Origin of the sequence: Haloterrigena gelatinilytica (genome assembly GCF_013342145.1) — an archaeon.
In the GTDB taxonomy this organism is placed as follows: domain Archaea; phylum Halobacteriota; class Halobacteria; order Halobacteriales; family Natrialbaceae; genus Haloterrigena; species Haloterrigena gelatinilytica.
Genome location: NZ_JABUQZ010000001.1, coordinates 3,880,717 through 3,902,596, shown reverse-complemented (window position 1 = coordinate 3,902,596; position 21,880 = coordinate 3,880,717). Strand labels below are relative to the sequence as shown.

At 66.8% G+C, this 21,880-nt stretch carries 24 protein-coding genes; 18 read left to right on the top strand and 6 right to left on the bottom strand.

Annotation, left to right across the window (positions count from 1 at the left end; genetic code table 11):
* Positions 1-77 precede the first annotated feature (77 nt).
* Both HTZ84_RS19355 and HTZ84_RS19350 read right to left on the bottom strand, forming a co-directional pair.
* Positions 78-1,073, bottom strand: coding sequence for a DUF5787 family protein (locus tag HTZ84_RS19355; protein WP_174682161.1), 996 nt, complete (start codon positions 1,071-1,073; stop codon positions 78-80).
* A 225-nt stretch (positions 1,074-1,298) separates the two neighbouring features.
* Positions 1,299-2,294: a phosphate signaling complex PhoU family protein gene (locus tag HTZ84_RS19350; RefSeq protein ID WP_174682160.1), complete on the bottom strand. Its 996-nt coding sequence runs from the start codon at positions 2,292-2,294 to the stop codon at positions 1,299-1,301.
* A 205-nt stretch (positions 2,295-2,499) separates the two neighbouring features.
* On the opposite strand from HTZ84_RS19350, the gene pstB reads away from it, so the two are divergent.
* Entirely contained in the window at positions 2,500-3,348 is an 849-nt protein-coding gene (pstB, locus tag HTZ84_RS19345) for a phosphate ABC transporter ATP-binding protein PstB (RefSeq protein ID WP_174682159.1), read from the top strand.
* A gap of 6 nt (positions 3,349-3,354) precedes the next feature.
* Entirely contained in the window at positions 3,355-4,032 is a 678-nt protein-coding gene (gene phoU, locus HTZ84_RS19340; RefSeq protein ID WP_174682158.1) for a phosphate signaling complex protein PhoU, read from the top strand.
* On the opposite strand, the gene HTZ84_RS19335 is transcribed toward phoU, so the two are convergent.
* Positions 4,026-4,337 (bottom strand): hypothetical protein, encoded by a 312-nt coding sequence (locus tag HTZ84_RS19335; protein WP_174682157.1) that lies wholly within the window; start codon positions 4,335-4,337, stop codon positions 4,026-4,028. The genes phoU and HTZ84_RS19335 overlap by 7 nt on opposite strands.
* A 129-nt stretch (positions 4,338-4,466) precedes the next feature.
* On the opposite strand from HTZ84_RS19335, the gene HTZ84_RS19330 reads away from it, so the two are divergent.
* From HTZ84_RS19330 to HTZ84_RS19265, 14 genes are all read left to right on the top strand, one after another.
* Positions 4,467-4,865, top strand: coding sequence for an ArsR/SmtB family transcription factor (locus tag HTZ84_RS19330; RefSeq protein ID WP_174682156.1), 399 nt, complete (start codon positions 4,467-4,469; stop codon positions 4,863-4,865).
* Positions 4,858-6,018 (top strand): ACR3 family arsenite efflux transporter, encoded by a 1,161-nt coding sequence (arsB, locus tag HTZ84_RS19325; protein ID WP_174682155.1) that lies wholly within the window; start codon positions 4,858-4,860, stop codon positions 6,016-6,018. The genes HTZ84_RS19330 and arsB overlap by 8 nt, the downstream gene beginning before the upstream one ends.
* Before the next feature lie 15 nt (positions 6,019-6,033).
* The gene (locus HTZ84_RS19320; protein ID WP_174682154.1) at positions 6,034-6,477 is read left to right on the top strand and encodes a low molecular weight phosphatase family protein; all 444 of its coding nucleotides are present in this window, start codon (positions 6,034-6,036) and stop codon (positions 6,475-6,477) included.
* Positions 6,478-6,764: 287 nt separating this feature from the next.
* Entirely contained in the window at positions 6,765-7,751 is a 987-nt protein-coding gene (locus HTZ84_RS19315; RefSeq protein ID WP_174682153.1) for a PstS family phosphate ABC transporter substrate-binding protein, read from the top strand.
* A 148-nt stretch (positions 7,752-7,899) separates the two neighbouring features.
* Positions 7,900-8,874 carry a phosphate ABC transporter permease subunit PstC gene (gene pstC, locus HTZ84_RS19310; protein ID WP_174682152.1) on the top strand — a complete coding sequence of 325 codons (975 nt, stop codon included), beginning with the start codon at positions 7,900-7,902 and terminating at the stop codon, positions 8,872-8,874.
* Position 8,875: 1 nt separating this feature from the next.
* Positions 8,876-10,639: a phosphate ABC transporter permease PstA gene (gene pstA / locus HTZ84_RS19305; protein ID WP_174682151.1), complete on the top strand. Its 1,764-nt coding sequence runs from the start codon at positions 8,876-8,878 to the stop codon at positions 10,637-10,639.
* 205 nt (positions 10,640-10,844) lie between these two features.
* Positions 10,845-10,991 carry a hypothetical protein gene (locus HTZ84_RS19300; RefSeq protein WP_012944568.1) on the top strand — a complete coding sequence of 49 codons (147 nt, stop codon included), beginning with the start codon at positions 10,845-10,847 and terminating at the stop codon, positions 10,989-10,991.
* A gap of 343 nt (positions 10,992-11,334) precedes the next feature.
* Positions 11,335-11,574: a DUF7511 domain-containing protein gene (locus HTZ84_RS19295; protein WP_174682150.1), complete on the top strand. Its 240-nt coding sequence runs from the start codon at positions 11,335-11,337 to the stop codon at positions 11,572-11,574.
* Between the two features lie 241 nt (positions 11,575-11,815).
* Positions 11,816-13,048: a translation initiation factor IF-2 subunit gamma gene (locus HTZ84_RS19290; RefSeq protein WP_008893651.1), complete on the top strand. Its 1,233-nt coding sequence runs from the start codon at positions 11,816-11,818 to the stop codon at positions 13,046-13,048.
* A 30-nt stretch (positions 13,049-13,078) separates the two neighbouring features.
* Complete coding sequence (locus HTZ84_RS19285; protein ID WP_008893650.1) at positions 13,079-13,471, top strand: PIN domain-containing protein; 393 nt, start codon at positions 13,079-13,081, stop codon at positions 13,469-13,471.
* A 1-nt stretch (position 13,472) separates the two neighbouring features.
* Entirely contained in the window at positions 13,473-14,048 is a 576-nt protein-coding gene (locus tag HTZ84_RS19280; RefSeq protein ID WP_008893649.1) for a DNA-directed RNA polymerase, read from the top strand.
* Positions 14,049-14,050: 2 nt separating this feature from the next.
* Entirely contained in the window at positions 14,051-14,248 is a 198-nt protein-coding gene (spt4, locus tag HTZ84_RS19275) for a transcription elongation factor subunit Spt4 (RefSeq protein WP_008893648.1), read from the top strand.
* Between the two features lie 7 nt (positions 14,249-14,255).
* On the top strand, positions 14,256-14,891 hold the full coding sequence (locus HTZ84_RS19270; RefSeq protein ID WP_174682149.1) for a GTP-dependent dephospho-CoA kinase family protein: 636 nt from the start codon (positions 14,256-14,258) through the stop codon (positions 14,889-14,891).
* A gap of 117 nt (positions 14,892-15,008) precedes the next feature.
* The gene (locus HTZ84_RS19265; RefSeq protein ID WP_174682148.1) at positions 15,009-15,476 is read left to right on the top strand and encodes a DoxX family protein; all 468 of its coding nucleotides are present in this window, start codon (positions 15,009-15,011) and stop codon (positions 15,474-15,476) included.
* A gap of 90 nt (positions 15,477-15,566) precedes the next feature.
* Here HTZ84_RS19265 and HTZ84_RS23135 read toward each other — a convergent pair whose 3' ends face one another.
* A complete protein-coding gene (locus HTZ84_RS23135; protein ID WP_174682147.1) occupies positions 15,567-16,562 on the bottom strand; it encodes a fumarylacetoacetate hydrolase family protein in 996 nt (331 codons plus the stop codon).
* Positions 16,559-17,422 (bottom strand): cyclase family protein, encoded by an 864-nt coding sequence (locus HTZ84_RS19255; RefSeq protein ID WP_174682146.1) that lies wholly within the window; start codon positions 17,420-17,422, stop codon positions 16,559-16,561. Before HTZ84_RS19255 ends, HTZ84_RS23135 begins: the two co-directional genes overlap by 4 nt.
* Positions 17,423-17,545: 123 nt before the next feature.
* On the opposite strand from HTZ84_RS19255, the gene HTZ84_RS19250 reads away from it, so the two are divergent.
* Positions 17,546-18,634, top strand: coding sequence for a geranylgeranyl reductase family protein (locus tag HTZ84_RS19250; protein ID WP_174682145.1), 1,089 nt, complete (start codon positions 17,546-17,548; stop codon positions 18,632-18,634).
* Positions 18,635-18,784: 150 nt separating this feature from the next.
* On the top strand, positions 18,785-20,212 hold the full coding sequence (locus HTZ84_RS19245; RefSeq protein ID WP_174682144.1) for an MATE family efflux transporter: 1,428 nt from the start codon (positions 18,785-18,787) through the stop codon (positions 20,210-20,212).
* 52 nt (positions 20,213-20,264) lie between these two features.
* Here the strand turns inward: HTZ84_RS19245 and HTZ84_RS19240 are convergent, their stop codons facing one another.
* The gene (locus HTZ84_RS19240; protein WP_174682143.1) at positions 20,265-21,698 is read right to left on the bottom strand and encodes an FAD-binding oxidoreductase; all 1,434 of its coding nucleotides are present in this window, start codon (positions 21,696-21,698) and stop codon (positions 20,265-20,267) included.
* Positions 21,699-21,880 lie beyond the last annotated feature (182 nt).

Sequence of the window (21,880 nt, the reverse complement as noted above, 5' to 3'; positions counted from 1 at the left end):
ACATCCAACAGCTTAAGCTAGACACTGCGGAGAGTAGAACGACGGATCGCAGCGGGTCTCTCGCCGAACGGTCCGATTTAGCCGAACTGATCGAGTCCGGACTGCCGGCGCTGCGTCCCCTCCGGCCGGGCCACCCAGGGCGTTCGGCGGTCGCGCTCGGCCTCGAGGTCGACGTCGGCGTCCGACGGCCGGGGATCGTACCCCTCACAGGACGGCCCGCACTCCGACCGCGCGTCGACGACGCGCCCCTTCCAGGCGCAGTCGGGCAGCGTCGCGCCGCTCGAGTCGTCGGACCGGCAGGCCCCGCAGTCGGGGAAGCCGTAGGTCCGCCAGCCCTTGCCGTAGGCGCGTTCGGCGAGGCGCCGGCGCGCTCGCGCCTTCGCGTCGGCGTCGACGACGTCGATCTCGGTCCGGCCGGGGTGAGACTCGAGCGGCTCGATTCCCGGCCGATCGACGGGAAGTCGCGTCGGTTCACGGACGACCTCGATCTCGAGCGACGACGCGTCGGCGTCGCGGTGGACCCGCCAGACGCCGACCTCGTCCGGGATCCTGTGCAGGTGCGCGCGCGTAACGTAACTCTCGGTCGCCAGCACGATCTCGTCGACCAGCGCGAGGCTGACGTCGGTCCGCAACTGCGCCTCGAGGTCGCCCGGCCGCTCGAGATCGGGTTTGTTCTCGATGCCGACGATGCGGCCGTACCAGTCGGGATACCGGGCGGTCTGCCGGACGTAGTCGCGCCCGTTCCGGAGTTCGCGTTCGAAGAAGCCGACCTCGCAGGCGCGCTCCATCGCCCGCTGTGCGCGGTCGGGGTGGCAGTCGAAGGCGTCCTTCCAGTAGCGAGCCCGGCCGGTGCCGACGTCGGCCGCGATCGCCGCGTCGGGGATCGCCTCGCTCGTGATCGCGGCGCGCTCGTCGAGCTCGGGGCCGGGCTCGACGCGGACGACGTCGAGGATCCGCCCGCCGGGGTCGGCGACGCTCGCGCCGAGCTGGCGGGCGACGATTTCCTCGCGGCGCCCCTCGAGACGGGCGCACAGTTCGAGTTCGAACGCGAACTCCGAGACGGACGCGGACACGGGTACGCGTGGAAAGGGACGCGCTCGAGAAAAGCGCGTCGGGGGCGCGGGACGGCCGCCCGATCGGTACGCTCGCGACGTCGAGACCGCGGTCGTCGTGAGCGTCTTCGTTCCGCCGAGCTTGCTCGCGCTCTGAGTGCGCCGCGCGCTGCCGGGATACGACGGAGACGGACCCGTCACGGAAAGCGGAGAGCAAAACGGAACTCGCGGGGGAGTCGGCGGGCGCTACGGCCGCGGCGCGGCCTTCTGGAGGGCCGTCTCGGCGATGTTGCCGCCGTAGTCGGCGCTCCGGGACAGCGAGTCGACGATCAGCCCCAGCGACTGGGCCTGCACCGGCTCGAGTTCACGGAGCATGTCGTCGATGCGGCGGGTGTGTTCGTCGATCTCCCGGACCGACGCGAGGGCGTCGTGACCGAGGTCGGTCGCTTCGTCGCTGTCCTCGGCGAACAGGGCGTCCATCGATTTCTCGAGGATAGTCGCGACGTCGGCGTGAACCTCCAGCAGCGCCTCGGCGACGCGCTCGGGGATCTCGTCGAGCTTCTTCGCGATCTGGCTGATCTTGACGGCGTGGTCGGCGACCCGCTCGAGCTGGCGGGCGCTCGAGTGGAAGTCGAAGCAGTCCTCGCGGGAGACGCCGAGTCCCTCCGCGGCCCGCGGGGAACGCAGCGTCGCGCGGAAGATCCGCGAGACGACGAGGAAGAGGCGGTCGACGTCGTCGTCGCGCTCGATGACGTCCTGGGCGATGTCGTCGTCGTTCTCGACCAGCGCCGTGACGGCGTCCTCGAGCATCGAGGTCGCGATCAGGCGCATGCGCGTCACCGCGTTGACGATCGACAGCTCCGAGGAGTCGAGTAGGTCCTGAATGACGACGCTCTCCGTTCCCTCCTCGACGACCTCGACGCCGACCAGTCCCTGCACGGCGCTGCGGATCGCCCGTCGCTGGTCGGTCGTGATGCGGCCCGATTCGAGGCGGATGACGTCGAAGCCGCTGACGTACATCGTCAGGACGGCCCGGACGAGCTGTTCGTCCTCGAGGGTGGAGACGTCGAGCGTCCCCTCCTGGTGGTCGGCCTCGCGCTGGGGGGTGACGAGCAGCGTATCGTCCTCCGAGTAGATCTCGACCGTCGCGCCGCTACTGATATCGTTGTCGGTAGCCCACGTCTTCGGAAGCGACACCGTGTACGTCGATCCGCCGGTCACCTGGACCTTTCGGGTCTCCATATGTGGCGCTTTCTATGGATACAACATAAATCTACCCGAGTCTATTGAGAAAACCTATAGTCGCGTATTTGGGCCCAGTATCGCTATATTCCCGTATATTTTGTCTACACCAAAACATACTCGTACCCCAATAACAGTACACAAATATATCTCTATATAGAGAACATAGCGGAGTATTTAGTTACCCCACCGGTAGCGGACCCAAATGGGATTGGACGCACCGACCGGGTCACTGCACGCTCCCGACGAGACGGTCGCGGAACCGGAGTCGACGACCGAGACGCGAGCCGGAACCGAGCCGGAATCGATCGCGCTCGAGGCGCGGGATCTCGACGTCTACTACGGCGACGATCAGGCGCTCCAGAGCATCGACATGGAGATTCCCGAGGGGGAGGTAACCGCGCTCATCGGGCCGTCGGGCTGTGGGAAGTCGACGTTCCTACGCTCGATCAACCGCATGAACGACCTCATCGACATCGCCCGCGTCGACGGGGATCTGTACTTCAACGGGAAGAACGTCTACGACGACGACGTCGACCCCGTCGCCTTACGCCGGAAGATCGGGATGGTCTTCCAGAAACCCAACCCGTTTCCGAAGAGCATTCGGGACAACGTTGCCTTCGGGCTGAAGGTCCAGGGGAAAGACGAGAACGTCGACGCGAAGGTCGAGCGGGCCCTCGAGCGGGCGGCCCTCCTCGAGGAAGTCGAGGGTCAACTCGACTCGAGCGGACTGGATCTCTCGGGCGGTCAACAGCAGCGACTCTGTATCGCTCGAGCGATCGCCCCCGATCCGGAGGTCCTCCTGATGGACGAGCCCGCGTCGGCGCTGGATCCGATCGCCACCGCGAAGATCGAGGAGCTGATCGAGGAGTTATCCGAGGAGTACACCGTCGTCGTCGTCACCCACAACATGCAGCAGGCCGCCCGCATCTCCGATAAGACGGCGGTCTTCCTCACCGGCGGAGAACTCGTCGAGTTCGACGACACCGAGAAGATCTTCGAGAACCCCGAGCACGACCGCGTCGAGGACTACATCACCGGCAAGTTCGGCTGACCGGCGATGCCCCGGGACGAGTACCAGCGGCAACTCCGGCGGCTGCGCGAGGACGTCCTCGAGATGAGCGACCGCGTCTGCGAGCGCCTCGAGCAGGCGCTTGCGGCCCTCGAGACCCAGGACGAGAACCTCGCGACCGCCGTGATCACGGGCGATCACGCGATCAACGAACGCTACCTCGAGATCGAGCAGGCGTGTATCGAGTTGGTCGCGCTCCAGCAGCCGGTCGCCACCGACCTGCGCGTCGTCGCCGCCTCGTTCAAGATCATCACCGACCTCGAACGGATCGCCGACCTCGCCGTCAACCTCGCCGAGTACGCCCGGCGGGCCGAACGGCGGCGCTACGCCGACGTCGACATCGGCTACATCGGCGAGCGGGTCGTCGAGATGGTCGAGGCGGCGATGGCGGCCTACGCCGCCGACGACGCGGCCGGCGCCCGCGACGTCGCGACCGAGGACGACGAGATCGACCGCCGCTGCGAGAGCGCCAGCGAGTTCGTCGTCCGGGACCTCCTCGAGACCGAACTCGAAGCGGAGATCGGACTCACGCCCGACGCGCTCTCCGACGAGGTCTCCCGGATGTTGCTGACGATCCGGGACCTAGAGCGGGTCGGCGACCACGCGGTCAACATCGCCGCGCGGACGCTGTACATGGTCGAAAACGACGACCAACTGATCTACTGAGTCGCGTCTCCGACGTCGGCTACTCGATCGCGACCGCGGCGTCGACGGTCACGGCCGCGCCGCTCCGGTTCCGACTCGAGGGTCGCCAGACGGCGCTCGAGCTGTCGGGACGGCGGCTCGTCGAACCGGAGCCGGCCGTCGGATTCCGGGAGCCGTCCCTCGACGAAGAGGAGGTCCGAGCTCCCCGTTTTGTTTCCGAACGCGCCGGTAAACGCCGTTCCGTCGCGTTGCCGTCGGCCGCTCTCGCTCGCTCGAGCGGGAGTCGTTCGAACGGGACGCGGGTCGTCGGCTCGGTCTGTTCCCATGGAATGGTTTAGTAATAGCTCAACTGGAAGGATTCTGGTGGCGGTCGATAACTGGTATATCGGCCCACTATTCGGCTCCAATGATATCACCCGGAATAGTTAATTGAATGGCTTCTCAACTCATTCCCGATGGCACAAGCGACGGACCGACTACAGCGATACCTCGAGGACGAGCTCGGCGAGTGCCGAAGCGAGGACCTCGAGTGTCGCCTCGCGGAGCTCGACGCGCTCGAGGAGACGATCGGGACGGCTCGAGTCGAAACTGAACTGGACGTGCTCTCGGCGCTGGCCAACGAGACGCGCTACGCGCTCGTTCGCGTCCTCGTGGCGGCCGGCGAGGAGCTGTGCGTCTGCGAGCTCAACGCGGTCGTCGACGTCAGCGAGAGCGGGCTCAGCCACGCCCTCTCGAACCTCGTCGACGCGGGGCTGGTCGACGCCCGGAAGGACGGCCGCTGGAAGAAGTACCGGGCGACCAACCGCGCCGTCGCGCTCGTGACGGTCCTCGAGGGGAGCGTCAGCGATGAGTAACGCGACTCGCGAACACGGCCCGGACTGCGACTGCGAGGGCTGCGGCGATCCGCAGTCGATGGACTTCCTCGACAAGTACCTGACCGTCTGGATCTTCGCCGCGATGGCCGTCGGCGTCGGCCTCGGCTACGCGGCGCCGTCGGTGACCGAGCCGATCCAGGAACTCCACCTCGTGGAGATCGGGCTCGTCGCCATGATGTACCCGCCGCTGGCGAAGGCGGACTACGGGCGGCTCCCGACGGTGTTTCGCAACTGGCGCGTGCTCGGGTTGAGCCTCGTCCAGAACTGGCTGATCGGCCCGACGCTGATGTTCGGGCTCGCGGTGTTCTTCTTCAGCGGCCTCGTTCCCGGCCTGCCCGCGCGACCCGAGTACTTTCTGGGACTCGTGTTCATCGGGATGGCCCGGTGTATCGCGATGGTGCTCGTCTGGAACGAACTGGCGGAGGGATCGACCGAGTACGTGACCGGGTTGGTCGCCTTCAACAGTCTCTTCCAGATCGTCACCTACGGCGTCTACGTCTGGTTTTTCGCCCTGTTCCTGCCGCCGGTACTCGGCATGGAGTCGCTCGCCGCCGAAATCACGACGTTCAACGTGACGCCCGAACAGGTGTTCTGGGCGATCGTCGTCTTCCTCGGCATCCCCTTCGCCGGGGGAATCCTCACCCGATACGTCGGCACGCGAGCGAAGAGCGAGGAGTGGTACGACGAGGAGTTCGTCCCGACGATCGATCCGCTCACGCTAGTCGCCCTGCTGTTTACCGTCGTCGTGATGTTCGCCACACAGGGCGAGAACATCGTCGCCGCGCCCGCGGACGTGCTGCTGATCGCCGTCCCGCTGACGATCTACTTCGTCGTCATGTTCCTCGTGAGCTTCGGCATGGGTCGAGGCGTCGGCGCCGACTACTCGACGACGACGGCCATCGGCTTCACCGCGGCCTCGAACAACTTCGAACTCGCGATCGCCGTCGCCGTGGCGGTGTTCGGCGTCGGCTCCGGCGTCGCCTTCGCGACCGTCGTCGGCCCGCTCATCGAGGTCCCCGTGTTACTCGCGCTGGTCCACGTCGCGCTGTACTTCCAGCGGAAACTGGACTGGGGCGGCCGCGGCGCCGGCGAACCGACCGTATCGACTCGAGAGACGCCCACCGACGACTAACCGATACCGAGACCGATGACATCCACCACCGATTCCACCGACACGACCCGTATCGCCCTCATGTGCGTCCGCAACGCCGGCCGCTCCCAGATGGCCACCGCCTTCGCCGAGCGCGAACGCGAGGCCCGCGGCCTCGAGGACCGCGTCGAGATTCTGACCGGCGGGACCGATCCCGCCGACGCGGTCCACGACGGCGTCCTCGAGGCGATGGCCGACGCCGGCTTCGACCTCTCCGATCGCGCGCCGCGGGAGATCACGGCGGCCGAGCTGCGATCCTGCGACTACGTCGCGACGATGGGCTGTTCGACGCTGGACGTCGGGACGGTCGGCGAGGACGTCGACGTCCGCGACTGGGCGCTCGAGGATCCCGGCGGGAAGGGGCCCGACCGGGTCCGCGAGATCCGCGACGAGGTCGAACGGCGGGTAACGGCGCTGTTCGACGAACTCGAGGCCGAATAGACCGCCACATCCTCGAACGGGACTGATTCTCGAGGCGAGTCGGAGCGCTCCAATTCGGGTATATAGAATCGCCGTTCCGCCCTCGAGCGATCGATCTGTTCCCCTTCAGACACTGTCTCGAAACACAACCAGTAGTTCCGGTATTATCCCTAACAGGTCCTCTTGGGCCAATTTTCACCGGTTGGTCGATTCGCGTACCGATCGGCCTGTACCGGGATATACAGGTACGTACGAATATATATCAGTCATAGCATCGCTTTTCTATAATCTGTGGAACCGTTCTGGTGATGGCAGACGACAAGTCCGGCCGTTCGACGCAACGCGTTTCACGACGGAAATTCATCGGTGCCGCCGGCGCCGTCGGCGCCGTTGCGATCGCTGGGTGTACTGAAGAGACGAGCGACGAAGACAAGGAGATCGACATCGCGGGCTCGAGTACCGTCTACCCGCTGATGCAAGCGGTCAGCGAGAAGTACAAGGACGAAGAGGACGACAGCGTCGGATTCAACATCAAATCGACCGGTTCCGGCGGCGGTTTCGAGGAGCACTTCTGTGTCGGAGAGACCGATTTCAACAACGCGAGTCGGGCGATGAAGGACGAGGAGAAGTCGAAGTGCGAAGAAAACGACGTCGAGTGGATCGAACTGGTCGCCGCGACGGACGCGCTGACGGTCGTCATCAACAACGAGAACGACTGGGCGACCGAGATGACCGTCGAGGAGCTGGCCCAGATCTGGGAGGCCGACGCCGCCGAGACCTGGAGCGACGTCAACTCCGACTGGCCCGACGAGGAGATCGGTCGCCACGGCGCCGACGACACCAGCGGGACCTACGACTACTTCATGGAGAACGTCATGGGCGAGGATCGGGGCCACACGGACGACTACCAGGCGACCGAAAACGACGACAACATCGTCACTGGCGTCCAGGGCGACCAGTACGCCATCGGTTACTTCGGCTTCTCGTACTACTATCAGAACCCCGATCAGGTGACGGCCGTAGCGATCGACGACGGCGACGGCCCCGTCGAACCGAGCCTGGATACCGCGGCCTCCGGCGAGTACCAGCCGCTGTCGCGCTCGCTGTACACCTACCCCTCGGTCGGGTCCCTCGAGGACGAGGATCACGTCGCCGACTTCGCGCGCTTCTTCGTCGAACAGACGACCAACGAGAGCCTCGTCGCCGATGACGTCGGCTACGTGCCCCTCACCGAGGACCAGCAGTCCGAACAGATGGACACGCTCGTGGAAGTAATCGGCGAGGAAGACGAGTAACCGATCACGATGACTCGGTGTATTGTCGGAAGCCAGGCAACTCGATTCGGTGGGGAACGGCAGCGTCTCCCTCGGTTGTTCCTTTTTACCGACGTGATTGCGGAGTCGACCACCGTCCGAGCGGATCGCCACTGCGCGGTGATCAGCCGTGAGTGACGCATCGGCAACGCCGGATCTCCAGCGGTCCCGGGGTATCGAGGCCCTCAAGGAGCGCTCCTACGGGAGTTTTTTCGTCGTCTGTGCGGTGATCACCGTCCTCACGACGATCGCGATCTTCGTGACGCTGCTTTCGGACGCGACCGCGTTCTTCTCGGAGTACGCGATCGCCGACTTCCTGACCGGGACCACGTGGAGTCCGAACCCGAGAGGCGACGGCTACATCTTCGGGATCCTTCCGCTGGTGATCGGAACGATTACCGTGACCCTCATGGCCGCGCTGGTCGCGCTGCCGATCGGGACGCTGACGGCGATTTACCTGAGCGAGTACGCGAGTACGCGCGTTCGATCGGTTCTCAAGCCGATGCTGGAGATCCTCGCCGGGATCCCCACGGTCGTCTACGGCTACTTCGCACTCGTGTACATCACGCCGGTGTTGAAGGCGACGCTGTTCCCGTCGCTGCAGACGTTCAACGCGCTCTCGGCGTCGCTGATGATCGGGATCATGATCATTCCGATGGTCTCGTCGATCAGCGAAGACGCCATGAGTGCGGTCCCGGACGAGCTCCGGCAGGCCGGCTACGGCCTCGGAGCCACCAAATACGAGGTCTCGACGAAGGTCGTTCTCCCGGCGGCGGTATCTGGGATCGCCTCCTCGTATATCCTCGCGATCTCGCGGGCGATCGGGGAGACCATGATCGTCGTCGTCGCGATGGGGTCACAGGCCACCTTCCCCGAGGTCTACACCGGTCTCGGCGGGATCCCCTACATCCACCCTGGGGACGTGCTCCTCGAGTCCGGAATGACGATCACCGTCGCGATGGTCAATATCGCCGGCGGGGACCTCACTGGGGGAACGCTGCCCTACGACGCGATGTTCGCGCTCGGACTGCTGTTGTTCGTCGTCACGCTCGTACTGAACGTGATCAGCGATTGGATCGCGCAACGATACCGGGAGGAATACTGAGATGGCTGTCGAACACGATCAACAGACGACCGGATTCGGCCAGGTGAGTCGGCTCAAGGGACTCGTCTTCGAATACCTCTCGTTCGGTGCGTCCGTCGTCGGCATCCTCGCGCTGGCGGTGTTGTTGATCTACGTCACCGTCGACGCGTTCGAACTCAACAACGCCAGCCCCGAGTGGCTGCTGACCTACGTCGCTACGCTGGTCGTCCCGTACGTCGGCTTCTGTCTCTACAGCGCGAACGACCGCGAGGTGACGCGACGCGTGGCGCTCGCGCTCGGCGGCGGACTGATCGCCACGCCGCTCATCATCAACGGGTTCGAACTGCTCGTGCGACCGATCCCGCGTCTCGGCTGGCACCTCGTCTATCTGTTCGTCGTCGTGATACCGGTTACGTGCTACAGCACCTACGTCGGCAGCCAACGACCCCTCGGCCGGGTCGGCTTCGGGTTCGTCGGCCGGCTCCTCGGGGGGACGGCCCTCGGAATCGCGATGATCCTCCTGTTCGTCGTCTTCGACCAGTACCTCTGGCTGTTGACGTACACTTTCGGGCTGATTCCGGCAGCCGCCGCGTTGGCGTACAGTCGGTACCGCGAATCGGATCTGGCGGCGCTGCTGGCCTATCCGATCGGTGCGGCCGGTCTCGGCGCCGCGTTCTACGTGCGCGGACTGTTCGACGTGTATCCGACCACGTGGTTGATCTTCGTCTGGACGCTGGCGATTCCGGCCTCCGGAGCCGTCGCCGCGGTCGTCGCCCGCGACGAGGATACCCGGACCGGCCTCGTCCTCGGCGGCGTCGCGTTCCTGTTGGCCGTCGGCGGGAGTTTCGCGGCCGGGCAAGTCGGTATGGAGTCGAAAAACGTACTGCTGGTCCTGCTGACGACCGGCATCCCGACGGTCGCGTTCGGCCGACGGATGGTCACCGCCGAGCGGGAGCGAATCGGACTGCTCCTGCCGGTGCTGATCGTCGCCGGCGCGGTCCTCGGTACCGTCCTCGTTAGGACGATGGGATTCCCGGGTCCGAACTCGTGGCTCGACCCGTCGTTCGTGACGGGAAGCGCCTCGTCGACGCCGCGGAAAGCAGGGTTCTACCCGCCGATCGTGGGCTCGGTCATGATCATCGCCTTCGTGGCGCTGGTCTCGTTCGTGCTCGGCGTCGGCTCCGCGGTGTTCCTCGAGGAGTACGCCAGCGACAGCGGGATCACCGGCACGATCACTCGCGTGATCCAGATTAACATCGCCAATCTGGCCGCCGTTCCGTCGGTCGTCTACGGACTGCTCGGGCTCGGGCTGTTCATCAATCTGCTCGGGCTCGGCATGGGGGCAATCGTCACCGCGGTGCTCACGCTGTCGCTGCTGATCCTGCCGATCACGATTATCTCGGCCCAAGAGGCGATCCGGTCCGTTCCGGACGATCTCCGCAACGGCTCATACGCGATGGGTGCGACTCGGTGGCAGACGACCAAAAACGTCGTCCTCCCCGAAGCGTTCCCGGGCATTCTGACGGGGACGATCCTCGCACTCGGCCGCGCGATCGGCGAAACGGCGCCGCTGATCATCATCGGCGTTCCTCACCTCACCTACTCCCCCCCGAACGGAATCTGGGACCAGGCGAGCGCCATGCCGCTGCAGATCTACGTCTGGTCGCATTCGGCGATCGGCGAGTTCCGGTACGGCGTCCTCGCCGCGGGGGTCGTCACGCTCCTGTTCGTGCTGATCGGGATGAACGCGACCGCGATCATCCTCCGGAACCGCTTCGAACGCTAACCGACCGCGACACGCGGGCGTCGATCGTTTGCGAACGGTCGGCAAACCGATTTTCTTCGAACTACCGTCCTCGAGTCCAGTTTCGCGATCGTCTCGCGATATCCGCGTGGAGACGGCGGCCACGCAGTAGCGCTACAGCGGTCGCAAAACCGGTCCGTACCGCTCCTAGAAACCGTCTTCTATCGTCCCGGTGTCGTCTCACGTGATGCCCGAACGGATCGACACCTGTCCCATCTGTGCGTTCACTCCGGACGCGGAGACGGACGTCTACACTCACGTACTGACCAGCCACCGGAAACAGGCCATCGCCGAAGCGTTACTCGAGCGCCGGCCGGCCCAACCGGTCCGCTGAGAGCGCGGCCGGCGAGCCGTCCGGAGCATCCGTTGCGCGCATCCTCACCCCCACCCCCACCCCCACCCCCACCCCCACCCTGTCGTTTTCGTCCGGCCGAACCGCCCTCGAGACGGCAGTCTCGACCGTCTCAGCTGTCGCCGGCATCGAACACGCGGAGCGACAAACGAAAGAGCGACCGCGCCGAAGCGATTCGGATCGACGGCGCCGGCGTTCGGTCCGTCGAAGCCGGTCGTACGGATCACCTCGAGCGGATACCGAGGTCTCAATACCCCAATTAGCAGCAGCTATGTGCGTTTCCGAAGGTCCACTAGGTACGGACCATCCGCGAGGCCAACAAGTCATGAGCGAATCCGCAAACGGCTACGACGATCGCACGATCAAACAGCGACTGGCCAGCGCCCAGGCCGAGGCCGAGGGCGAATCGGATCGCCGGAAACAGCTCGAGTGTCTCGTCGTTCGCTACCGAAACCGACCCGATCGGTGCACGATCACGCCCCGGGAGTGTTCCGAGGAGGAGCGGCTCACCCACTGGCTGTCGGCCGATTTATCGGCGGTCGTCGATCTCGAGGACGTTCGCTGACGGCACCGAGTCCGCCGGTAACGGCGCCGCGCGAGCGATTCGAAACCGGGCCGCTGCCCCGGGGCTCGTGCGGGCCGTTCGTCGCTCGCTTCGCCCGCCAGTCACGACGCGTATCCGAACGTTCGGATATCGGTGTACGAATAGCCGACACGACGCGCCGTCGGCCGGCTCTCGGCGCGGATAGCTCGCAACCTTTATCAAGCGCACGGGGGAAGCTACAGCCAAGATTACTCATCGTCTTATGGAAGGAAATGGACAACCGGAGGTGAACATCGGGCTCGTCGGTCACGTCGACCACGGCAAGACGACACTGGTGCAAGCACTCAGTGGGTCGTGGACGGACCAGCACAGCGAGGAGATGAAACGCGGTATCTCCATCCGACTGGGGTACGCGGACGCGACGTTCCGCTACTGTGACGGACTCGAGGAACCCGAATGTTACACCGTCGAGGAGGAGTGTGCGGACGGCTCGCCGAGCGAGCCGCTCCGGACCGTGTCGTTCGTCGACGCCCCGGGTCACGAGACCCTCATGGCGACGATGCTGTCTGGCGCCTCGCTGATGGACGGCGCCGTGTTGGTGGTCAGCGCCAACGAACCCGTCCCGCAGCCCCAGACAGAGGAGCACCTGATGGCGCTCGACATCATCGGCATCGATAACATCGTCATCGCCCAGAACAAGGTCGACCTCGTCAGCAGCGACCAGGCCCGCCAGAACTACGAGGAGATCCAGGAGTTCGTCGAGGGCACCGTCGCCGAAGGCGCGCCCGTCGTTCCGGTGTCAGCCGGCCAGGAGGTCAACCTCGACCTGCTGATCCAGGCCATCGAGGAGGAGATTCCCACGCCGGACCGGGATCCAGACGCCGATCCGCGGATGCACGTCGCCCGGAGTTTCGACATCAACAAGCCGGGGACGAGCGCGAAGGATCTCGCCGGCGGCGTCCTCGGAGGCAGCCTCGTGCAGGGCCAGCTCGAGGTCGGCGACGAGATCGAGATCCGCCCCGGCCGCGAGGTCGAGGAGGGCGGCCAGACCGAGTACGTGCCGATCGAGACGACGGTTCGATCGTTACAGGCCGGCGGGGAAACCGTAGACACCGTCACGCCGGGCGGCCTGCTCGGCGTCGGGACCGGTCTCGACCCCTCGCTGACGAAAGGCGACGCACTGGCCGGTCGACTCGCCGGACCGACGGGATCGCTCCCGCCGACCTGGCAGTCCTTCACGATGGAGGTCGACCTGCTCGAGCGCGTCGTCGGCGCCGAGAGCGGCGAGACGGTCGACGAGATCAGCACGGGCGAACCCCTGATGATGACCGTCGGCACGGCGACGACCGTCGGCGCCGTCACCAGCGCCCGCGAGGGCGAGTGCGAGGTCAACCTCAAGCGGCCCGTCGCCGCCGAACCGGGCGCGAAGATCGCGATCAACCGCCGCATCGGCGCGCGCTGGCGGCTGATCGGGCTCGGAACGCTCACAGAATAACACGACCGACGACGAGACATCCGACAACGAATGGCTACGCCGACGCAGGTCGCCCTCGACACGAGCGCGCTCATGATGCCCGTCGAACTCGACGTTCGGCTGTTCGACGAACTCGAGCGGTTGCTCGACGACTACGAGGCGACGGCTCCGCAAGCCGTCCTCGAGGAACTCCGTCGCCTCTCGGAGAAAGGCGGCGAGGAGGGAACGGCCGCGAACGTCGGCCACGATCTGGCGACCGAGCGCTGTCTCGTCGTCGACACGGAGGCGTCGTACGCCGACGACGCGCTGGTCGAACTCGCCCGCGAGGACGTCGTCGACTACGTCGTCACGAACGATCGCCCGCTGCGCGACCGGGTGCTCGAGGCGAGTGTACCGGTAATTGCATTACGCGGGAGAAACAAGTTAGCGATCACTCAACCATAGAATGTACAAACGGGTCAGACTGAAAGACACGGTAGAAGTACCGCCGGAGGAGCTCGGCGACGTCTCGCCGGACCTCGTGAAGCGACTGCTACAGGACAAACTCGAGGGGCGCATGGACGAGGAGGTCGGTAGCGTCGTCTCGGTCACCGAGGTTCACGACATCGGCGAGGGGACGGTCCTCCCGAACCGCCCTGGCGTCTACTACGAGGCCGAGTTCGACGCGGTCACCTTCGATCCGCAGATGCAGGAAGTCGTCGACGGCACCGTCGTCGAAGTCGTCGAGTTCGGCGCCTTCGTCGGCATCGGCCCGGTCGACGGCCTGCTGCACGTCTCGCAGATCAGCGACGAGTACCTCGCCTTCGACGGCGAGAACCAGCGGCTCTCCTCGAACGAGTCCGACCGCGCGCTCGGCGTCGAGGACGCCGTCCGCGCCCGGATCGTCACCAAGAGCATCGACGAGCGCAACCCGCGAGACTCGAAGATCGGCCTCACGGCCAAACAGCCCGGCCTGGGCAAACACGGCTGGCTCGAGGAGGAACACGAGAAACGCGAAGCCACGACGGCCGAGGGTGAGTAACCATGGCATCGGATCGTCTCGTCTGTCGCGAGTGTCACCGGGTCAACGAACCCGACAACGACACCTGCGAGAGCTGTAACTCCTCGTCGCTGACCGAGGACTGGGCGGGCTACGTCGTCATCGCCCACCCCGAGGAGAGCCAGATCGCCACCGAGATGCAGGTCACCGAACCCGGCGCGTACGCGCTGAAGGTCCGCTGACGGCGTCGTGACCCGCGACGATTCTCCCGCCGAGGCGGGCGCGGACACGAACGCGAACGCGGATGGGAACGAAGACGCGGCGTCGACGCCCGACATCGACGAGCAGTTACTGGTCCTGCCCGATGAACTCCGCCACGAACTCAAGGAGCCGATGGGACCGATCGAGACCGACGCCGACCGGCTCCTCGAGGACGTCGACGGGCCGCTGATCGCCGTCGGCGACGTCGTCACCTACCACTTCCTGCGAGCGGGTCGCCCGCCGGACGTCGCGCTCGTCGACGAGCGGACCAAGCGGTCGGCCGTCGACGAGGAGATCCGCGAGACCGTCACCGAGGGGACGACCGTCGAGGTCGTCAACCCGCCCGCGGAGATCTCGCAGGCGGTCGTCGAGGCCCTCCTCGAGGGGCTGGTCCGCGACGAACCGACGACCATCCTCGTCGAGGGCGAGGAGGATCTGGTCGCCCTGCCGGCGATCGTCGCCGCCCCCGAGGGCGCGAGCGTCGTCTACGGCCAGCCCGACGAGGGGATGGTCCACGTGAAGATCACCGACGAGCACCGGGCGGACGTCCGCGAACTGCTCGGTCGGTTCGAGGGCGACGTCGATCGCTTCTGGGAGATTCTCGAGTCGGGTACCGACGCGTGAGCGTCCGATAGCCTCGAGGAGCGCGCAGTCGCCGATCGTCGGCCGAGATAAACAACATCTTTCGTCATAGTTTCGTCCGTAAAATTATTACGCCGAGTCGTGGGGCCTGCACAGTGTATGAGCCGTCAGAAAGCACGATCCATCGGCGCACAGTGGAACCCGGTCGTCCTCCGACTCGCACTCGGTATCGTCCTTCTCGTCTCCGGTATCGGAAAGGTATTCGCCGCCGGCCCGAAGGCGGTCGGAATCGGCAACTTCGCCGGAATGCTCGCGTCGCTCGGCGTTCCGGTGTCGACGGTCGTCGCGTGGCTGGTAGCGCTCGGCGAAGTGGGCTGTGGAGTGCTGTTACTCCTCGGGTTGTTCACGCGGTACGCGGCGGCGGTGTCCGCGGCGATCACGTTCGCCGCGATGACGCTCGTTCACCTCCCGGACGGATTCGCCGCGTCGGACGGCGGCATCGAGTACACGATGGTCCTGGTGCTGGTATCGATCGCCCTCGTCCTGAGCGGTCCCGGCGCGCTCTCGGTCGAACGGACGGTGCTGGGCGACGAACTGTTCGTCCCGATCGAAACGAGCCGAAACTGACTCGAACCGGGACGGATCGTTCCGCGTTCCGTTTTCGGTCGGCGAGACCACGACGCGCGGAACGAACCGTCGGTCGATAGTCGCCACCGATCACTCGACGACCGTGTGCGTGAGCGTTCCGATTCCCTCGATCTCGAGTTCGACCGTGTCCCCATCCTCGAGGAACGTCCCCAGTTCGAGCCCGCAGCCCTCGCCGACGGTGCCGCTGCCGATAACGTCGCCCGGATGCAGCGTCTCGGACTGCGAGACGTGTTCGATGATGTCCGCGAAGGAGTGGTACATCTCGTCGACGGTCCCCTCGGACCAGACCTCGCCGTCGACGCGGGCGGTCATCGGCGCCTCGAGGACGTCGATATCGTCCGCGGGCACGATGTAGGGACCGAGACCGTTCGCGAAGTCCTTCCCCTTCGCCGGACCCAGTCGCCCCTCCATCTCCTCGCCCTGGATGTCGCGGGCGCTGAAGTCGTTGAAGACGGTGTAGCCGGCGATGTGCTCCGCCGCGTGTTCGGCGTCGATGTCCCGACCGCGCGTTCCGATCACGGCCGCGATCTCGAGTTCGTAGTCCATGATCGACGAGTAGTCGGGCCACCGGATCGTCTCGCCGGGCGCGACCACGCTGTCGGCGTTGCCCTTGTAGTAGACCGGCAGCTCGTACCAGACGTCGGGGATCTCGCCGTCCATGCTGTTCCGCACGTGCTCCTCGATGGCCATGAAGTCCCGCAGCGAGTTCGGGCGGGGAAGCGGCGCGAGCAGATCGTACTCGTCGGGCTCGTACCGGAGTTTCGCGCCGCCGGGGCCGCGCTCGGCGTCGGTCTCGGCCGCGTACTCGAGGGCCTCGCGGGCGTCTTCGATCGCCCGATCGCCGCGCTCGAGGAAGGCGATCATCTCCGGCGGGACCTGGGCGCGCGCGAGGTCGGCGGGCGCGGGTTCGCCCTCGGCCTCGAGGGCGGCGCCGTAGGCGGCGGTGAGGTCGACCAGCGTCGCCGTTCCCGCAGGCGCGTCCTCGTCCTCGGTCGCTTCGGCGACGGCCCCGATGCGCTCGACGGGACCGACGGGGGTCTCGACCTCGAAGGTGGCGAGTTTCACGCCGTCTCACCTCCGCTCTCGGTGGCGTCGCCGTCGGCCTCGCGTTCGCCGTCCGCGTCCGCCTCGACGAAGGCGACGGGCCGCACCCAGCCCGCGCTGCCGTTCTCGATCTTGATCGGGAACGCGACGATCGGGATATCCGTCTCGCGCGGGAGCGCGTCGAGGTTCGCCATCTTCTCGATCTGGCAGTACTCGACCTCGCGACCGGCGAAGTGGGCCGGCCACAGCTCTCCCTCGTCGCCGGAGTCGACGTACCGACGCCCCATCTCGGCGAACGGCTTGTCGAAGCCGTAGGCGTCGGTCCCGATCACCTTCACCCCCTGCTCGACGAGGAACGTCGTCCCCGCGGCGCTCATCCCGGGGAACTGCGTGAGGTACTCGGGCGTGCCCCACAGCTCGTCGGCGCCGGTCTGGATCAGGACGATCTCGCCCGGCGAGAGGTCGTGGTGCAGGTCGTCGAGGGCCGCCTCGAGGTCGGTGACGCCGATCTCTTCGCCCGCGTCCTTTTCGCGGAAGTCGAGGACGACGGCGTTCCCCCGACACCACTCCAGCGGGATCTCCTCGATCGTCTTCGCCGGTTCGCCGTCGACTTCCGGGCCGTAGTGCCACGGCGCGTCGAGGTGGGTACCGGCGTGCGGAACGACCTCGAGGTCCTCCCACGCGAGCCCCATTTCCTCGGGGAAGTCCGCGGCGTCGACGTCGTGGCCCAGCTCCCGGAGGTTCTCGGCGAGCCGTTGAGCGCCGGCCCCGTGGTCGAACGCGTCGATCGACGGCGGCATCGGTTCGCTCGGCGGGCCGTCCTCGAGGCCGATGCTCAGGTCGATCAGCGTAGTATCGTCGGATGTCAACAATCCGCTCATAGTAGCCACGATTCCGAGCTCCTATTTGAAAGTGACCCGGTAGCGAACGGTCACCGCCGTCGATCGTTGGCCGTCGAGAGAATCTCGAGAAACTATTTACTGCCCGGCGTGAACGTGCCGGACATGTACGATTTCGTCGTCGTCGGCGTCGGTCCGCCGGGCGCGCGGTTCGCCCGCCGGGCCGCCGAGGAGGGGTACGACGTGCTCGCCCTCGAGAAGGGGCGGATCGGGAAACCGCTGGCCTGTTCCGGCCACGTGAGCACGGATATCTGGGAGTTCGCGGGCGAAGGCGCCCGCGAGGAGCTGTTCCAGAACGAGATCTACGGCGCGCGGTTTCACGTCGGCGGGCCGCGAAGCGACGCCTACCCCTTCTACAAGCGCGAGGTCGCCTCGAACGTCATCGACCGCGTCGGACTGGACCGCCACCTCGCCGACCTCGCTCGCGAGGCGGGCGCGGACGTTCGCGAGGAACACACCGTGACCGACGTCACGGAGCACCGCGACCGCGTCGAAGTCGTCGCCAGCGGTCCCGACGGCGCCGTCGAGTTCGAGGCGAAGATGGTCGCCGGCTGCGACGGCCCGCGCTCCCGCGTTCGGGACGAACTCGGGCTGCCCGAGCCCGAGGAGTTGCTCCACGGCGTCCTCGCGTTCTCAGACGAGGAGGACCACCAGGACTTCGTCGACGTCCACCTCACCGCGCCGACGTTCTTCGCGTGGCGCATCCCGCGGGGCGACGCCGGCGTCGAGTACGGACTGGCCGCGCCGCCGGGCGTCCAGGTCACCAAGCACTTCGAGGAGTTGATCGACGGCTACGAGATCGACGTCTCCCACCGCTGCTCGGGCGCGATTCCGATCGGGCCGCCCGATCGCGTCACGTCCCGCCGGGCGTTCCTGATCGGCGACGCGGCCGCCCAGACCAAGCCGTTTACCGGCGGCGGCATTCTCTACAGCATGACCAGCGCCGACCACGCCGTCCGCGAGATCGATCCCGATCGGCCGACGACGCTCGCGGCCTACGAACGCGCCTGGCGCGAGGACTTGGAGCGGGAACAGCGACTCGGCCACTGGCTCCGCCGGGCCTACTCGCTGCCGGAGCCGGTCCAACACCTCGGGCTGGGCGCCCTCTCGGGCGAGATCGGCGTCCACATGGACCGGCCGACGTCGCTCGTCTCGCCGTCGCACCTGCGGGCGGTGCTCTCGCGGCTTCGGTGAGTTGTCGGTCCTTTCCCGTAGTTTTGCGGTTTTCTCGAGTCGCTCGAGACGACTCACTCAGTGCGCGCCACCGCACACCGATTGAATCGTCAGAAGGGAAGCGAACAGGAGCCGACAGACCGAAGGCTCCCCTCCGGTAACGCCCAGTAGATGACGGGCCGGGAAACTGCCGCGCTCGAGTACGTCGCGAGCGCACTCGAGCGCTGCGGAATCATCGACGCCGAGCGGTTCCGCCCGACCGTCGACCTCGCGTGGCCGCGGATCGTCACCGGCTTCGCGATCATGTCCAAGCAGACGGCCGACCTCGCGATGGTCGGCGTCGCCGTCGGAACGGCCGGCACCGCGGGGCTGGCGTACGCGCTCGCCTTCTGGGAGATCGTCACGATGCTCGGGCTCGGGCTCGCGGGCGGCACCGTCAGCCTCGTCTCGCAGAACTACGGCGGCGAGGAGACCGGCCGCGCCTCGCTGGTGGTCACCCAGAGCGTCCTGTTGGCCGTCGGGATCGCGCTCCCGCTCGCGGCCGCGTTTCTGTGCTTCGCCGACCCGCTGATCGGGCTGTTCGACGCCGAGCCGGAGTCGATCGCCCACGGCGCGACCTACCTGACCTTCGTCGCGCCGGCGGTCCTGTTCGAGCTGCTCAACCTCATCGCCAGCCGCACCTACACCGGCGTCGGCGACACGTTCACGGAGATGGTCGCCCGCGCCGGCGGCGCCGTCCTCAACATCGTTCTCAGCGGTCTGCTCATCTTCGGGTTCGGGACGGGCGTCGCCGGGGCGGCGATCGGCACGACGCTCTCGACGGGGTTCGTGACGGTCGTCCTCGCGTGGGGGATGGTCGGCAGATCCTACGGCGTCCTCGGGATGGAGTCCAGCCCGGTTCCGCTCACGCGATCGGGGCCGTGGCTCGAGCCGACGCTGCTGGCCCAGCTCGTCGAGATCTCCGCGCCGGAGATCGGCCGCCGGCTCGCCCAGGGGATCGTCGTCTTCCCGCTGCTGTGGGTGGCCGGCTCCTTCGGACCGGTAGTCGTCACCGCCCTCGAGGTCGGCCGGCGGGTGCGCGCGCTGATCAACAGCGTCAACTGGGGGCTCTCGCTGGCCGCGAGTTCGCTGGTCGGGCAGCGACTCGGCGCGAACGACGAGGACGCGGCCGGCGCCTACGGCAGGGGGATCATTCGGCTCTCGGCGGTCTGTTACACCGGGCTCGCCGCGCTGGTCGTCGTCTTCGCGGATCCGATCGCGGACCTGTTCGTCGGCGCGGACGAACTCGCGCTGGCGGCCGCGTTCGTCGCGGTCGGCGCCGTCAGTTCGATCGGCTACGGAATCGACGGCGCCGCCTCCGGCGCGCTGCTCGGCGCCGGCGACACGCGGTGGCCGTTCGTCGCCTCGCTGGTCGGCCGCTACGCCTTCGCCCTGCCGGCGGCCGCGCTGGGGCTGGTGACCGCGCTCGATGTTACGGGCCTCTACCTCGCCTTGCTGCTCGAGACCGCCGTCCCCGGCGGGATCAACTACTGGCTGTTCCGCAGCGGTCGTTGGAAGGTCGTGAGTCGGCGGTACCGGCCGGCGTCCGAAGCGAGCTGACGCCGGTTCCCAGTGCCGATGTAGTCGCGGACGATCGCGGAGAACGGGACCGTCAGTCGGCCGCGGTTCGCGGCGCGACGGTCCCGGTCGTTCCGAACAGGTTCGTCGGATCGTACTCGGTCTTGAGGTCGACCAGCCGCTCGTAGTTGTCCCCGAAGCGCCGTTCGACGGGGTCCTCGTTCAGCCCCGGGAAGTTGCCGTATCGGCCGGACGCGACCGGCAGTCGCTCGACCTCGGCGAAGGCGGCCCGCGCCCAGTCGACGTTCGCGTCGTCCCCGGCCGGGTCGTCCCAGTTCGCTTCGATGGTGAGCATGTACGGCTTGTCGCGGTGCCGGAACGCGGTCGCGTCCGGCGGTACCTCGCCGACCGCGCCGTCGAGGTGCCAGAGGTCGATCGTCGAGAGCGCCGACGGCGTCGACTCGTTGTACCGGAGCATGATCTCGACGACCTCGTCGGTGACGTCGGTGAGGTAGATCGACTTCCAGTAGTACCGGAGGCCGTCGGGGTAGTCCTCGTCGAGCATCGACTGCAGATCGGCGTACGCCATCGGGCCGCTGAAATCGACGGTAGGCGTCGCGCTCGTTCGCAGCGGCTCGAAGACGTCGGCGGCGTCCTCGCGGTCGCCGCGGGAGGAGCCGAGCATGGCGACCGCGGGTTCGCCCCACGTCTCCTCGGGGAACTCCTCGAGTTCCGGGACGTGCGCGGCGAAGGCGAGCACGCCCGCCTCGCGGGGCGCGTCGGCGGTCCACTCGAGGTAGCGATCCATCACCGCGGCCGCGTCGTCGGCGTGGAACCAGACGAAGAACGCGTCCACCTCGGGTCCGACCTCGTGGCAGTCGAACTCGAAGGACGTGACGACGCCGAGGGCGCCACCGCCGCCGCGGAGCCCCCAGAACAGGTCCGCGTTCCGGTCGGCGCTGGCGGTGCGAACTCGCCCGTCCGCGGTCACGACGTCGACGCTACGGAGGTTGTCCAGCGCCAGCCCGTACTGCCGGCTCAAGTGGCCGTAGCCGCCGTTGAGCGTCAGCCCGGCGACCCCGGTCTGCGAGACGGCGCCCAGCGCCGTCGCGAGGCCGAACAGTTGCGTCTCGCGGTCGACGTCGCCGAGCGTCGCGCCGCCTTCGACGCGGACCGTCCGCTCCTCGGGATCGACGCGGACGCCGTTCATCGGCGTCAGGTCGACGACGATGCCGCCGTCACAGACGGCCGTCCCGGCGACGTTGTGGCCGCCGCCCCGAACCGCGAGCGGCAGTTCGTGCTCGCGAGCGAAGTTCACCGTCGCGACGACGTCGGCGACGCCGGTACAGCGAGCGACGATCGCCGGATACCGGTCGATCATGCCGTTCCAGACCTGCCGTTCCCGGCCGTACTCCGGGTGCGCCGGAAGAATCACGTCGCCGGCGAATCCGGCTTCGAACGATCGAACCGCGCTGCCCGGGACGTCCGAGAGCGCTTCCTCACCGGGTGTCTTGTGTACTGTTCCCATAGAACATGCTACGTCGTCAGCGGCGATAAACTAGTTTGGTCGTTTACACGACGATCACCCGGCCGGATATGACGGGCGAGCGACGACCCGGAACTCGACGGCGGCGCTCGAGGAGCGATCGGTCGACGCTGTACTCGAGAGCGCCCCGATAGTAGCCATTGATCGTTATTTATTATGGAACC